Genomic DNA, 14,231 nt, shown 5'->3' with positions numbered 1-14,231 from the left:
CCTAAAACGAAGAAACCGAGCACTAGGCTCGGTTCACTTATCAATCATACAATTGTATGTGGGCTTAAGCGGTAAGTCTTTGCTTAATTAAACCAGAGACTTTACCCATATCAGCGCGACCTTCAGCTTCTGCTTTAATCGCACCCATTACTTTGCCCATGTCTTGCATGCCTGACGCACCAGTTTGTGCAATCACGGCATCAATTAGCTCGACAATTTCATCTTCGCTAAGTGGCTTAGGAAGGAATGTCTCAAGTACGCTAATTTCGTTAGCTTCGATATCAGCTAAGTCTTCACGCCCTGCATCTTTATACTGGGTATAAGAATCGCGACGCTGCTTAACCAACTTAACTAAAACCGCAGTAATGCCTGCGTCGTCTAGTGTAGTTTGGTTGTCGATTTCTCGCTGTTTAATTTCAGCAAGTACCGCACGAATCGCGCCAAGACGAAGTTTCTCTTTGGCTTTCATCGCTTCTTTTTGCGCGTCTTTTAGCGTAACTAATAAGCTCATTGATACAAGACCAATACTGATTAGTATAATTTAACGCGACGTGCGTTTTCGCGAGAAAGCTTCTTCATGTGACGCTTAACCGCTGCAGCTTTTTTGCGCTTACGCTCAGCAGTTGGCTTCTCGTAGTGCTCGCGACGACGAACTTCAGAAAGGATACCTGCTTTTTCACATGAACGTTTGAAACGACGTAGTGCAACGTCAAACGGCTCGTTTTCTCTTACTTTAATTACTGGCATTAAAAATTCACCTACCTAATTAATGAGCTTAGCTCTATCTGGCTAAAAACTAGCCAATTGGTTCAAAAATGGTGCGGTATTGTAATCTGAAGCAAGACCGCATGTAAAGCCTAAATTATAGCTAAAAACACCAGCCCTGTCATGTCATACGCTAACGGCTGTTTTTTCATTCTTTATGAGGGAATTTCAGCGTTGATAAAGGCGGCAGATCACTTGTCCTGCATGCTTTTCTTTAATCACTTGCCAATTTTCTGGTGTGTCAGGTTGTGCCTCTTGTTCAAATTCAACATAGATGAGTGCGTCTTCGCTGAGCCAAGATTGTGACTCAAGTAAGTCACAACAAGGAGTCACAAGCCCTTTGCGAAAGGGTGGGTCAATAAAAACCAAGTCATATTGTTGTTGCTTAAGGTTATTTGCCAGCATGGTTAACGCGTCGGTATTAATGATTTCAACGTTATCCAGTTTGAGTAAAGTTGCATTATTGCTAAGCTGCGTCGCCGCGGTTTTATCCAGTTCGATAAAGGTTCCGCTTGCTGCAAAGCGTGAAATCGCCTCAAATCCTAGACTGCCAGCACCGGCAAAGCAATCGAGTACTTTTGCGTCTCTTACGTCCTGCATGAGCCAATTAAAAACGGTTTCTTTCATTCTATCTGTTGTTGGTCTTAATCCCACAACATCATGAACTGGTAACTTGCGACCTTTATGCTTACCACTGATCAGGCGGATGAAACCAGACTGTTTGGTATTTGACTTAGGCTTAGATTTTCTCATAGCGACGTAATTTGCTTCTTTATTAAAGGTTCTTGGTGTCAGGATTTTTCATCCTTACGGAACATGGTACACTTGCACGCAATTTTGTCTAAGCACTAAGGTTGCCATCCTCGGCTTGCCTTTCGAGCCCAAAATTAAGTGTGATATCAATCCAAGTAAAAGCAATAAGCTGATGCGGATTGGCGTTTTCGAGTATGGTAGCAAGATCATCAACATTTTGCTTTGGGTTTATGCAATTTATCTAACACGGTCATAAGTGAATATGGGAAAGAAAAACAAATTTTTATCTTGGTTGGGCTTTGGTAAATCCGATAAAGAGCAACAAGAAGCTGAACACCAAGAACAGTTAGCAAAAGAACAAGCTGAGCGTGAGGAAGCGGCACGCCAAGAACAGTTAGCGAAAGAGCAAGCTGAGCGTGAAGAGGCAGAACGTCAGGCTCAATTAGCAAAAGAGCAAGCTGAGCGTGAGGAAGCAGAACGTCAGGCGCAATTAGCGAAAGAACAAGCTGAGCGTGAGGAAGCAGAACGTCAAGCAAAATTAGCTCAAGAACAAGCCGAGCGTGAAGAGGCAGAACGTCAGGCACAATTAGCGAAAGAACAAGCTGAGCGTGAGGAAGCAGAACGTCAAGCAAAATTAGCTCAAGAACAAGCCGAGCGTGAAGAGGCAGAACGTCAGGCACAATTAGCGAAAGAACAAGCCGAGCGTGAAGAAGCGGAACGTCAGGCTCAATTAGCAAAAGAGCAAGTCGAGCGTGAAGAAGCAGAACGTCAGGCGCAATTAGCGAAAGAACAAGCTGAGCGTGAAGAAGCCGAACGTCAGGCACAGTTAGCTAAAGAACAAGCTGAGCATGAAGAAGCAGAACGCCAGGCACAGTTATCAAAAGAGCAAGCCGAGCGTGAAGAAGCGGAACGTCAGGCACAATTAGCAAAAGAGCAAGCTGAGCGTGAGGAAGCAGAACGTCAGGCACAATTAGCAAAAGAGCAAGTCGAGCGTGAAGAAGCAGAACGTCAGGCGCAATTAGCGAAAGAACAAGCTGAGCGTGAGGAAGCAGAACGTCAGGCACAATTAGCAAAAGAGAAAGCCGAGCGTGAAGAAGCAGAACGTCAGGCACAATTAGCAAAAGAGCAAGCTGAGCGTGAGGAAGCAGAACGTCAGGCGCAATTAGCGAAAGAACAAGCTGAGCGTGAAGAAGCGGAACGTCAAGCACAACTTGCGAAAGAACAAGCTGAGCGTGAGAAAGCAGAACGTCAGGCACAATTGGCTAAAGAACAAGCTGAGCGTGAGGAAGCAGAACGTCAGGCACAACTTGCGAAAGAACAAGCTGAGCGTGAGGAAGCAGAACGCCAGGCACAATTGGCTAAAGAACAAGCCGAGCGTGAAGAAGCGGAACGTCAGGCACAATTAGCAAAAGAGCAAGCTGAGCGTGAAGAAGCCGAACGTCAGGCACAGTTAGCTAAAGAACAAGCTGAACGTGAAGAAGCAGAACGTCAGGCTCAATTAGCTCAAGAACAAGAAAAGCCGAAAAAAGAAGGTTTCTTCTCCCGCCTTAAAAAAGGCTTGTTGAAAACCAAGGCCAATATCGGCTCAGGCTTTGCTTCGGTATTCAAAGGCAAAAAAATCGATGATGAGCTGTTCGAAGATCTAGAAACGCAATTGCTAACGGCTGATATTGGTGTTGAAACCACAATGAAGCTGATAGATAACCTGACTGATGCTGCTGATAGAAAGCAGTTAAAAGACGGTGAAGCTTTATATGACCTAATGAAAAAAGAAATGTCAGAGATCTTAAAAACGGCAGAGCAACCGCTTGAGATCCCTGCCGACAAGAAACCTTTCGTTATCTTAATGGTCGGCGTAAATGGCGTTGGTAAAACGACGACAATCGGTAAGCTTGCCAAACAGTTTCAAAGCGAAGGTAAATCCGTCATGTTGGCGGCTGGCGATACTTTCCGCGCGGCTGCGGTAGAGCAGTTGCAGGTATGGGGTGAAAGAAATAGTATCCCTGTTGTTGCCCAGCACACAGGTGCTGATTCTGCGTCGGTGGTATTTGATGCCTTCCAAGCCGCTAAAGCGAGAAATATCGATGTATTAATAGCGGATACAGCGGGTCGATTACAAAATAAAGATAACCTAATGCAAGAGCTTGAGAAGATTGCTCGAGTAATGAAAAAGTTAGACCCAGACGCGCCACATGAAGTGATGTTGACGATTGATGCCGGAACTGGTCAGAATGCGATTAGTCAGGTAAAACTGTTTAATCAAGCAGTTGGCTTAACTGGTATCACGTTAACTAAGCTTGATGGTACAGCCAAAGGTGGGGTTATCTTTGCTGTGGCGGATCAGTTTAAGGTGCCAATTCGATATATAGGTGTAGGTGAAGGCATTGATGACTTACGCACCTTTAAGAGTGATGATTTTATCGAGGCATTGTTCAGTCAAGAATAAATAGAGACATCAGTTGCAATAAAGCGGGCAAATTTGCCCGCTTTATTCGATTGCCGAATTGCTACAATGCCACGGACTGAGTGTCATGGTTAAAATAAGTATAAGAGGCCAACATGATTAAATTTGAGCAAGTGAGCAAAACTTATCCTGGTGGGCACAAAGCGCTGGAAAAAGTGAGCTTTGAACTTGCAAATGGAGAACTCGCATTTTTAACCGGCCACAGTGGCGCTGGTAAAAGTACATTATTAAAGTTGGTTAGCGTGATGGAAAGGCCATCAGCAGGCCGTGTCTACATTAATGGTGTCGATCTCAATACGGTATCTAACCGGCAGGTTCCTTTTGTTCGCCGAGATATTGGGATTATTTTTCAAAACCACCGCCTACTCGAACGTTACAGCGTATTTGATAACGTCGCACTACCTTTAGTTATTGAAGGTACTCACCATAAACAGATCACCAAAAGAGTACATGCCGCTCTGGACAAGGTGGGTTTGCTTGATAAAGCAAAGTGCCATCCGAGTGTGTTATCTGGAGGTGAACAGCAACGTGTTGGCATAGCAAGAGCGATTGTTAACTCACCGCCTTTGCTGCTTGCAGACGAACCTACGGGAAACTTAGACCCAGAACTATCGATGGAAATTCTGAACCTATTTGAAGAATTTAATCGCCGTGGTACATCCGTTCTTATCGCGACTCATAATTTGGGGTTAATAGCACGCATGAAATACCGTAGCTTCACGCTTAATCAAGGACGGATGCTACAAGATCCGCTAGCGGAGGACACGTTATGAGTTTGCTGTTTAAAGGACGAGGAAATCAGGCTGAACAAAGTAAAAAGTCGGTATTTCATCATTTTTACTTTTTTTGTTTGATGATTATTCGTCAAGGTGTACAGAGTCTTGGGGAAATGTGGCGTACGCCAATGGCCTCTTTAATGACTATTCTAGTTTTGGGACTCAGCCTGACATTGCCCGCGACGCTTTATGTGGTAGTGAAAAATGTACAGCAGGTAAGTAGCGGGTTTAAAGAGGCATCTGAAATATCATTGTTCGTTAAAGATGAAATGACAGAAGCACAGACACAAACCTTGGTGAAGCGGCTTGCACTCTATCCAGAAATAGAAAAAGTAGTACTGATAAGTAAAAGCCAAGCTTTGGATGAATTTAAGTCTATGTCTGGCTTTGGTCAGGCGCTTAACTATTTAGAAGAAAACCCGCTGCCTAATGTTGTGCTGGTAACGCCTGTTAGTCGTTTTAGAAAACCACAAGCTGCAACAGAGCTTCTCACTAAACTTGAAAAAGAGCGCGAGGTCGAGTTTGGTAAGCTGGATATTGAATGGCTAGAGCGCCTAAATGCACTACTGGGGTTACTAAAAGAAAGTGTGATCACCGTGGGGTTTCTATTGCTTAGCGCCGTTATCTTGATTATTGGAAATACCATACGCTTATCCATCATGGACAAGAAAGAAGAAATCCAAGTGCTAAAACTGGTGGGGGCGACCAATACCTTTATTCAGGCTCCGTTTCTTTGGACTGGTGTATGGTATGGCATAGTCGGTGGTTTGGTTGCCTTTATCTGTGTAGCTCTTATGTTGTGGTGGCTGGAGTCAGCCGTATCTACGGTTGTTGGGGTATATCAAAGCAACTTTGTGCTTCAGGGAATGGCAGGGAATGAACTTTTAGTGCTACTTGGCACTGCGATTACCTTAGGGTTTGTAGGCTCTTTTCTTTCTGTACACCGTTATATCAAAGAGATTGAACCTGAAAAGGTATGATTTAACGCTACAAACACCAATCGACTGCTAAAGTGTAGCAGTCGATTGCCAATTACTATCAGATTTTAGCACTCAAACAATCAGAACTAATTAAATTTAGCACTGTCATAAAAAAATAATATCGTAAAAAGAAGCCTAGTTAATTCAATATTTTCAATATTATTCAGTAGGTTACATTTTATTTTTGAAGTTCTTCTAAAAAGGTTGATTTTAAAAATCAGATAAAGTAGATTGCATTTAGCACTCTAGATGTTAGAGTGCTAAATATACACGAAACGGTTTATCACTGAGGTGAAACATGACTAAAGATTTATACGCATTAGCACTAACTGGGCAGCAAAGCGCAAGTGTTGAAGGTTACCTTCAATCTGTAAGCACAATACCTATGCTTGGCGCTGAGGAAGAGAAAAAACTTGCGACACGTCTTCAGGAAGAAGGGGATCTTAACGCGGCTAAGCAACTCATTATGTCTCATTTGAGATTCGTTGCTCACATCGCAAAAAGTTATTCGGGCTATGGCCTACCTCAGGCTGACTTGATCCAAGAAGGTAATATTGGATTGATGAAAGCAGTTAAGCGTTTTGACCCAAGCGTGGGTGTGCGTCTTGTTTCTTTTGCGGTACATTGGATTAAAGCAGAAATCCATGAATATGTATTAAAGAATTGGCGTATTGTTAAAGTTGCGACGACAAAAGCGCAGCGTAAATTATTCTTCAATCTGCGCAAAAATAAAAAGCGTTTAGGTTGGTTTAACCAAGACGAAGTGACAACGGTTGCAAACGAGCTTGGTGTAAGTGAGAAAGAAGTTCGCGAGATGGAATCTCGTATGGCAGGCCAAGATATGGGCTTTGACCTATCTGCTGATGATGACGAAAGCCAAGCGGGTAACTTCTCTCCAGTACAGTATTTAACAGACACTAGTAGTGACCTTGCCGAAGAAGTTGAGCAAGAGCAGTGGCAAGAGCAGTCACATAACCGCCTATTTGCAGCACTGAAAACGCTTGATGAGCGTTCTCAAGATATCGTAAGTGCACGTTGGCTTGCTGACGAAAAGGCAACGCTACAAGATTTAGCTGAGAAATACAGCGTGTCGGCTGAGCGTGTACGCCAGCTAGAAAAGTCAGCAATGAAAAAGCTGCAAAACGCAATGAGCTAAATTTTGCAAAAATGATAAATCGTGTGTCAAATGCCGCTACTCAGCGGCATTTTTATTTTCTATAAACAGATCAGCACCTTAACTCTCATACCTAGAGACTCATCTGGCAATCTCAAAACTATCATCATTTTGAGCTTACAAGTGTTCGCTTATTTTACTATAATGCGCGAGATTTTAATTCTGGAGTGGTTAAATTGATTGCCATTATACGAATTCTCTTATTAGCAGTGTTTATCATTGTTAGTGGTATTTGCGGATTGTTATTGTGTATTGTGCGCCCTTTTCATGCTAACAATGTGCACACGATAGCCAAATGGTATGGCTATATGTCAAAGTTGATAGGCGTTGAGTTGGTTATTACACAGCATGAAAATGCCAAGCATGTTGTCCCCGCGATGTATGTTGCAAATCACCAAAATAATTATGATCTCTTTACGCTGCCGGCCGTGGTGCCAAAAAACACCGTCAGCATGGGGAAAAAAAGCTTAAAGTGGATCCCGTTCTTTGGGCAAATGTATTGGCTATCTGGCAACATTTTGATTGATAGAGCTAATCGTTCTAAAGCCTTAGGTACACTGACCAAATCAGCAAAAAAAATCACCGAGTCAAAACTATCGGTTTGGATGTTCCCTGAAGGAACCAGAAGCTATGGCCGCGGTTTGTTACCATTTAAAACCGGGGCATTTCACACTGCGATGAGTGCCAATGTGCCTATCATTCCAGTATGTATGAGTTCAACGCATGAGCAGATAAAGCTCAATCGTTGGAATAATGGTAAGGTCTATATCGACATACTAGAGCCAGAATATTTAGACCCAGAAGTGCCAGCAAGGGATCACGCTGCTCAGATCCATGCTAAAATGGCTCAAAGAATAGCTGAACTAGATGCAAAAGCGAGATTAAAATAATGGAAAACTGGCGTGAGATAAGTGAAGACATTGTTTCTTCATTGCTAGAAGACGGCTCAAACCCTGAAACGCTTTATGAAGTAGAACATCACTTTGTAAGTGAGGATTTTGACAAGCTGGAAGCAGCAGCATTAGCGGCATTTAAATTGGGCTATGATGTTGAAGAGCCTGCAGAGCTTGAGCTCGAAGACGGCGGCAAAATTTGGGGCTTTGATGTTGTTGTAGAAGCCGAACTGGATACCGACGTTATCATGGAAGACGTAGACAAGTTAGAAAAGGTTGCATTAGACGCTGGCGTTGAATACGACGGCTGGGGAACTTATTTCCAAGAATAGCAATCGTATAAAACCCAGCATGTATACGGTGTTGGGTTTCCCCTCCTGCAACACTTCATAAATACCTCAAATTAAACCCCTTAATTAAGTAAACTGGTATAACAAGCGTTTCTGAGCGGTTGTAATTTCACCATACCTTTGTGTGAATTTAATCTGAATAGATGGTGTTTCACCTCATTCAATGGTATTAATATTCATTGGCTAACTACGTAGTGTAAGCGATTCATGCAGATTGTCCTTCCCATTGAAGATCTTAGACCAGGAATGTTTGTGGATAATGTTCACAAGCATAAGTCTGACGCGGGCATTAAGATCAAATCTCGGGGAATGGTCAGAGATGAAGCCATCATTCAAAAGCTGATTGATAAAGGGGTACTGGAGCTCACCATAGACTTTACGCAGAGTGATATTCCTGTACCACAGAAATATCAGCCGTCAGCAGAACCGGTCACTGAAGCGCCACAAGCCCCTGAAGAACCTGTCGCCAAAAATGGCATGGATGGTAGCCTTTCCACCGCTCGCAGCAAGCCAAAACCCAAAACCAAAACGGTGAGTAAAGAACAAACTTTGCAGCAAGAATTTGCGGTTGCGATGCAAAAGTTTGAAAAAAATAACCGTCAGATCCAAAGCCTCTATGGAGATGTTACATCGGGTTTGAAGGTCGATATGAGCCTCATCAATGAGGTAAGTAAAGACATCGTAGATTCGGTACTTCGTAATTCAAATGCGATGGCGATTTTAACTCGGATCAAAGACAAAGATGCCTACAATTGGCGTCATATGACCAATTGCGCAATTCTGATCACCGTATTTGCCAAGCATCTCGGTTTGCAACATCACATTATTGAACAGTTAGCCATGGGGGCGATGTTACATGACATTGGTCACGCTAAGTTACCGCAGGGGCTGATCAATAAGCCGGGTAATTTTACCGATCTTGAGTATCGTGCGGTCAAAAAACATGTGGCACAGTCGTTGGGGTTGAGTAAAGGTGAGTCTGGGATCACGCCTATTATGCTGGACATGATCATCAACCATCATGAACGCTTAGATGGTACAGGTTATCCCAGAGGGATTAAAGACGACGCACTCAGCACCGCGGCTAGAATGATGGCGATTGTGGATGTATACGACGCCATAACCTCAGATCAGCACCACAAAGAGGCTGATGAGCCTATTAATGCATTACGCTTTTTGCTGTCGAGTAAAAAGCAATTTGATCCTATTTTAGTGCAGCGTTTTATTAAGTGTATGGGGGTTCACCCCGTAGGGACTATTGTTAAACTGACCAACGAGCGATTAGGATTGGTACTCGAAGGCAATAAGCACGCACCAACCGCGCCTCTTGTACGTGTGTTTTACAATACCAAACATCTCCACCATGTTACGGCAAAAGATTTGGATTTAAGCGAGTCAGACATCAAAGTGATCGCAAGTGTTAGGCCGCTTGATTATCAAATTAACCTCTCACGACTGCTAAGAGATCAATTATTGATTTAAGGTTTGGATTGCGCGACTGGAAAGAAAGCGTTTTTACAGCGTCTTTTGAGATTTTGCCATCTAGCAGAGAGCATTGCGCCAGTCATACAGCTCGCCATCATTAGTATCCACAGTAATGTTCCCTTTTCAGAATGTAACGCCGCACAGCTTAGCAGCAGTGATAGCAACGCTGCGACAATAGCTCCTAGCCAGTACTGACTGACCGGGTTATCACACTCTCCCGCGTGACGACAGGCACAGTAGTTTGCTTTACACAGGCAATATACGCTGAGACCGCAAAATACCAATGCGCAAACGATTAATGCTATCGACATGTTGTTCTCCTTGGCACGATTAGCACACAGAATGACTCATACTCAGATTGAAGAGTGTATATAAGGGATGAAGGCACGTCAATGATATTGGTAATTATTATCATTTGATAATTCATCTCATCCGATGAGTTTATAAAGTGCGTAATTTGTTCGTTATATGTTCACTTAATCAACGAAAAGTCGCAAAAAAGGAGATTTCTACTCCACTTTTAGGTAGGGTGTCATGAATTTATTATTCTGCCAATTTGGTGGGTGTGTGGCATAGCTGGATATTGGCTAGGTGAGCAAGGTCAAAGTGAGGCTACGCAGTGTTACTCGAATTGGTTTTTTTAACCATTACTCAGGAAATGGTTAGTTCACAGGGGATTAGAGTATGAACAAAGTATTATTAGGTCTTATCGCATCAGGTGCGATTTTATCGTCATCACAAGCACTAGCTGCCGCCTTCCAACTTGCGGAACAAAACGTATCTGGCCTTGGTCGTGCTTATGCGGGTGAAGCATCTGCAGCCGACGATGCGTCAGTGGTTGCACGTAACCCAGCATTGATGGGTAAGCTATCAGGCACGCAATTATCAGTAGCAGCTATGTATGTTCAACCGGACGTAAGCCTGACGGGAACAGGTACTAGCAATGATATCCCTGCATCAGCGTTAAATGACAACAGCATCGCGCCAAGTGCTATTATTCCTGCTATTTATGCAACACACAAATATAATGACCAATGGTCGATTGGTGCAGGTATCTATTCACAGTTTGGCCTATCTACAGAATTCGATAAGGATTATGTTGCTGGCCAAATCGCGGGTGAAACTGAAATTAAGACCGTTAACTTAGGTATTTCTGCTGCTTACCAAATTGATGAGCAATGGAGCGTAGCGTTTGGTATTAATGAAGTTTATGCTGATGCTAAAATCGTCCGTAACCTTGGCGCGACAACGACAGGTTTGCCAGCAAGTACTCAAGCGGTACATTTAGAAGGTGACGATTATGGCTTTGGTTGGAACTTGGGTGTTGCTTATCAAATTGATGAAAACAACCTAATCGGCTTCCATTACCGTAGTGAAACAGATATCACATTTGATGGCCACTTTAGCAACGACTTACCAGCAGCGATTGGCGGCTTGAATGGCGCGTCACTACCAGGTTCAGTAGATGTAACGTTACCTGCGATTGCTGAGATCTCAGGTTCCCATAAACTAAACCAAGAAACCTCACTACACTACAGCGTACTTTGGACCGGCTGGAATAGTTTTGATGAACTTGAAGCTGTAGTTGGTAACGCAGGTTCAGTATTCACTAAAGAAGAGAATTTCTCTAATTCATTACGTTTTGCAGTTGGCGCTGACTATCAGCTTAGTAATGCGGTGAAACTACGTGCAGGTATGGCGTATGATGAGTCACCAGCGGATGAAAACCATCTATCTATCTCAATTCCTGATACAGACCGTACTTGGTACTCATTTGGTGCGGAGTATACACTTGCTAACCAAGCAACTGTAGATTTTGGGATCAGTGTTTTAAGAGGTAAAACACAAACTTTCACTGAAGCTGACAGATTCAGTGAGTGGGGCTATCGCTCTAAAGGCCATGCGATGATCTTTGGTCTTCAGTATAACCACAAGTTCTAATTGTGAGAGAACATTAAAAAAGCGGCATTTAGCCGCTTTTTACTTTCTATAGCATAGACTTAAGTTGATATAGCAAAGCATGAGCTTGCTTTGGTGTCATATCATCGGGATCCATATCAGCAAGTAGCGCTTCAACCTCAGAAGGCCCATTAGCAAGCATTAAGCTCTGCTGTACAGGTGCAGCTACATGAGTAGGCTTATCGCCAACGACACTCTGATGCTGCTCTAACAAAGCGAGTTTCTGTTTCGCCAACTTAATCACCGCTTTTGGCACGCCGGCAAGACTAGCTACCTGTAAACCAAAACTCTTACTTGCAGCTCCTTCCATTACTGTGTGTTTGAAGGCAATGGTATCGTTATGTTCAACGGCATCCAAATGCACATTAACAAGGCCAGCTTGTTGCTCAGCCAATTCGGTTAACTCAAAATAATGAGTAGCAAACAGTGTTTTTGCTGCAATTTTGCTGGCGAGATAATCTGCTGTCGCATAAGCGAGTGATAAACCGTCATAGGTGCTTGTCCCGCGACCAATTTCGTCCATTAGCACCAATGATTGAGCGGTTGCGTTGTTTAAAATGGTTGCAGTTTCGGTCATTTCAACCATAAAGGTTGAGCGCCCAGAGGCAAGGTCATCACTGGCACCAATGCGAGTAAAAATACGATCGACAATTCCGATGGTGGCTGCGCTTGCCGGTACATAGCTGCCAATATGCGCCATCAACACAATTAACGCGGTTTGACGCATATAGGTCGATTTACCACCCATATTTGGCCCAGTGATAATGAGCATTTTACGTTCATCGTTGAGTTTTACTGGATTGGCAATGAACGGCTCTTTACTTACTTGTTCTACGACTGGGTGGCGACCATCCACTAAATCAATTTCAGTGCCCTCGGTAAGCGTGGGCTTGCAATAGTCTAGTGTCTGAGCACGTTCAGCTAAGGTGTTTAGTACGTCCAAATCGGCAAGCGCCGCTGCCATGACTTGCAATTGTTCAATATAAGGAGCGATGAGTTCAAAGAGCTCTTCATATAGGCGCTTTTCAAGTGCTAGTGCTTTCGATTGGCTTCCAAGCACTTTGTCTTCATGCTCTTTTAGCTCAGGAATAATATAGCGTTCGTTATTTTTCAGTGTTTGTCTGCGAATGTATTCCGCGGGCACTAAGTGCGAATTGGCGCGGCTGATCTCAATATAAAATCCGTGAACGCGGTTATAGCCAATTTTTAATGTCGAGATCCCCGTGCGTTCGCGCTCTCTTTCTTCTAGTTTTTCTAAAACATCCGTGGCACCTGCGCTTAATGCGCGTAGCTCGTCAAGCTCTGCATTGTAACCCTGTGCTATCACTCCACCATCACGAATGAGAACAGGGGGATTGTCGATAACCGCTCGTTCTAACAAATCTTGTAACTTAGGTAATGCCGGTGAGAGGCTAATGATAGACTGAAGTCTCGCATCCGTCGCATCTTGTAAAATATCATGCAATGGCGGTAACGCTTGTAATGCACTTCTTAAACGCGTTAGATCACGCGGACGAGCGGTAAACAACGCTAACCGTGCTACAACTCGTTCAATATCGCCAATGTGTTTTAGTGCATCGTAAACTTCCATGCATAGTTGTTGTTCGATAAGGCTCGCAATCGCATTGAGTCGAGCATTGAGCTCTTTGCGTTCGCGCACGGGCGTATGAATACGGCGTTTTAGTAAGCGCGAACCCATAGCCGTTGAAGACTTATCTAAAATCTGCGCTAAGGTGTTTTCAACACCGCCAGAGAGGTTCAGTGTTAGCTCTAAGTTTTTGCGCGTCGCGGCATCTAAGATCACCGCGTGCTCATTCTTTTCGAGCGTGATCTCACGAATATGAGGTAATGCCGTGCGCTGCGTGTCTTTCACGTATTGCATGACACAACCCGCAGCGATTAAACCCATATTGGCATTGTCGACACCAAAACCGACTAAATCGCGGGTTTCAAACTGCTGACAAAGTAAATGCTTTGCTGTGTCTAAATCGAACTCCCAATCCGGGCGGCGACGACTGCCTTTAATACTTTCTAGCACTAAAAGGTTCTGAAATGATTCTGGATATAACAATTCTGCGGGCTGCAAGCGCTGTAGCGTAGAGTTAAGTGCTTCGTCAGTCTGTAGCTCTACGATATTAAATCGGCCCGAGTTAATATCAAGATAGGCAACGCCATAACCTAAGTTTTTTGGATGTTGGTAGACCGCTGCAAGTAAATTATCTTGGCGTTCTTGTAATAGTGCTTCGTCGGTGACGGTACCTGGAGTAACAATGCGCACAACTTTACGTTCTACAGGACCTTTACTGGTCGCAGGGTCGCCAACTTGCTCACATATAGCAACAGATTCACCCAGTTGTACTAAGCGAGCTAGGTAGTTTTCAACTGCATGATAGGGAACACCCGCCATTGGGATCGGATTGCCACCGGCTTTGCCGCGATAGGTTTGAGAAATATCGAGAAGCTGCGCCGCTCTGATGGCATCGTCAAAGAAGAGTTCATAAAAGTCGCCCATGCGATAGAACAGCAAGATTTCTTGATGCTGAGCTTTAATTCGCAGGTATTGCTGCATCATTGGGGTTTGTTGGTTTATAGTGTGTTCTGAATATAGATCTGACGACATTGTTGATACCTA

At 43.8% G+C, this 14,231-nt stretch carries 13 protein-coding genes; 8 read left to right on the top strand and 5 right to left on the bottom strand.

Annotated features, from left to right (window positions below; all coding sequences use genetic code 11):
- Positions 1-64: 64 nt before the first annotated feature.
- From PPIS_RS12155 to rsmD, 3 genes are all read right to left on the bottom strand, one after another.
- On the bottom strand, positions 65-511 hold the full coding sequence (locus PPIS_RS12155) for a GatB/YqeY domain-containing protein (RefSeq protein WP_010374111.1): 447 nt from the start codon (positions 509-511) through the stop codon (positions 65-67).
- Between the two features lie 20 nt (positions 512-531).
- Positions 532-747, bottom strand: coding sequence for a 30S ribosomal protein S21 (rpsU, locus tag PPIS_RS12150; RefSeq protein ID WP_010362466.1), 216 nt, complete (start codon positions 745-747; stop codon positions 532-534).
- A 186-nt stretch (positions 748-933) separates the two neighbouring features.
- Positions 934-1,518 (bottom strand): 16S rRNA (guanine(966)-N(2))-methyltransferase RsmD, encoded by a 585-nt coding sequence (gene rsmD, locus PPIS_RS12145; protein ID WP_010374109.1) that lies wholly within the window; start codon positions 1,516-1,518, stop codon positions 934-936.
- Between the two features lie 262 nt (positions 1,519-1,780).
- Between rsmD and ftsY the strand changes: the two genes are divergently transcribed.
- The 7 genes from ftsY to PPIS_RS12110 all read left to right on the top strand — a co-directional run bounded on the left by ftsY (position 1,781) and on the right by PPIS_RS12110 (position 9,637).
- Complete coding sequence (ftsY, locus tag PPIS_RS12140; RefSeq protein WP_096040879.1) at positions 1,781-3,964, top strand: signal recognition particle-docking protein FtsY; 2,184 nt, start codon at positions 1,781-1,783, stop codon at positions 3,962-3,964.
- 113 nt (positions 3,965-4,077) lie between these two features.
- Complete coding sequence (gene ftsE / locus PPIS_RS12135) at positions 4,078-4,755, top strand: cell division ATP-binding protein FtsE (RefSeq protein WP_010374106.1); 678 nt, start codon at positions 4,078-4,080, stop codon at positions 4,753-4,755.
- Positions 4,752-5,738: a permease-like cell division protein FtsX gene (gene ftsX, locus PPIS_RS12130; protein WP_010374104.1), complete on the top strand. Its 987-nt coding sequence runs from the start codon at positions 4,752-4,754 to the stop codon at positions 5,736-5,738. Before ftsE ends, ftsX begins: the two co-directional genes overlap by 4 nt.
- A gap of 298 nt (positions 5,739-6,036) precedes the next feature.
- Positions 6,037-6,894: an RNA polymerase sigma factor RpoH gene (gene rpoH, locus PPIS_RS12125; RefSeq protein WP_010374102.1), complete on the top strand. Its 858-nt coding sequence runs from the start codon at positions 6,037-6,039 to the stop codon at positions 6,892-6,894.
- A gap of 194 nt (positions 6,895-7,088) precedes the next feature.
- Entirely contained in the window at positions 7,089-7,802 is a 714-nt protein-coding gene (locus PPIS_RS12120) for a 1-acylglycerol-3-phosphate O-acyltransferase (protein WP_010374100.1), read from the top strand.
- Positions 7,802-8,137: a ribonuclease E inhibitor RraB gene (gene rraB, locus PPIS_RS12115; RefSeq protein WP_010374098.1), complete on the top strand. Its 336-nt coding sequence runs from the start codon at positions 7,802-7,804 to the stop codon at positions 8,135-8,137. The genes PPIS_RS12120 and rraB overlap by 1 nt, the downstream gene beginning before the upstream one ends.
- Positions 8,138-8,362: 225 nt before the next feature.
- Positions 8,363-9,637, top strand: a complete 1,275-nt coding sequence (locus PPIS_RS12110; RefSeq protein WP_026345593.1) for a cyclic di-GMP phosphodiesterase — start codon at positions 8,363-8,365, stop codon at positions 9,635-9,637.
- Here the strand turns inward: PPIS_RS12110 and PPIS_RS12105 are convergent.
- On the bottom strand, positions 9,634-9,951 hold the full coding sequence (locus PPIS_RS12105; protein ID WP_010374094.1) for a hypothetical protein: 318 nt from the start codon (positions 9,949-9,951) through the stop codon (positions 9,634-9,636). The genes PPIS_RS12110 and PPIS_RS12105 overlap by 4 nt on opposite strands.
- Positions 9,952-10,324: 373 nt before the next feature.
- On the opposite strand from PPIS_RS12105, the gene PPIS_RS12100 reads away from it, so the two are divergent.
- Entirely contained in the window at positions 10,325-11,581 is a 1,257-nt protein-coding gene (locus PPIS_RS12100; RefSeq protein ID WP_010374092.1) for an outer membrane protein transport protein, read from the top strand.
- Between the two features lie 46 nt (positions 11,582-11,627).
- Here PPIS_RS12100 and mutS read toward each other — a convergent pair whose 3' ends face one another.
- Positions 11,628-14,219, bottom strand: coding sequence for a DNA mismatch repair protein MutS (gene mutS / locus PPIS_RS12095; protein WP_010374090.1), 2,592 nt, complete (start codon positions 14,217-14,219; stop codon positions 11,628-11,630).
- Between the last annotated feature and the right edge of the window lie 12 nt (positions 14,220-14,231).

It is taken from the genome of Pseudoalteromonas piscicida, assembly GCF_000238315.3.
Classification (GTDB): domain Bacteria; phylum Pseudomonadota; class Gammaproteobacteria; order Enterobacterales; family Alteromonadaceae; genus Pseudoalteromonas; species Pseudoalteromonas piscicida.
The sequence above is the reverse complement of the archived record's forward strand: the minus strand, read 5'-3'. Positions and strand labels throughout refer to the sequence as shown.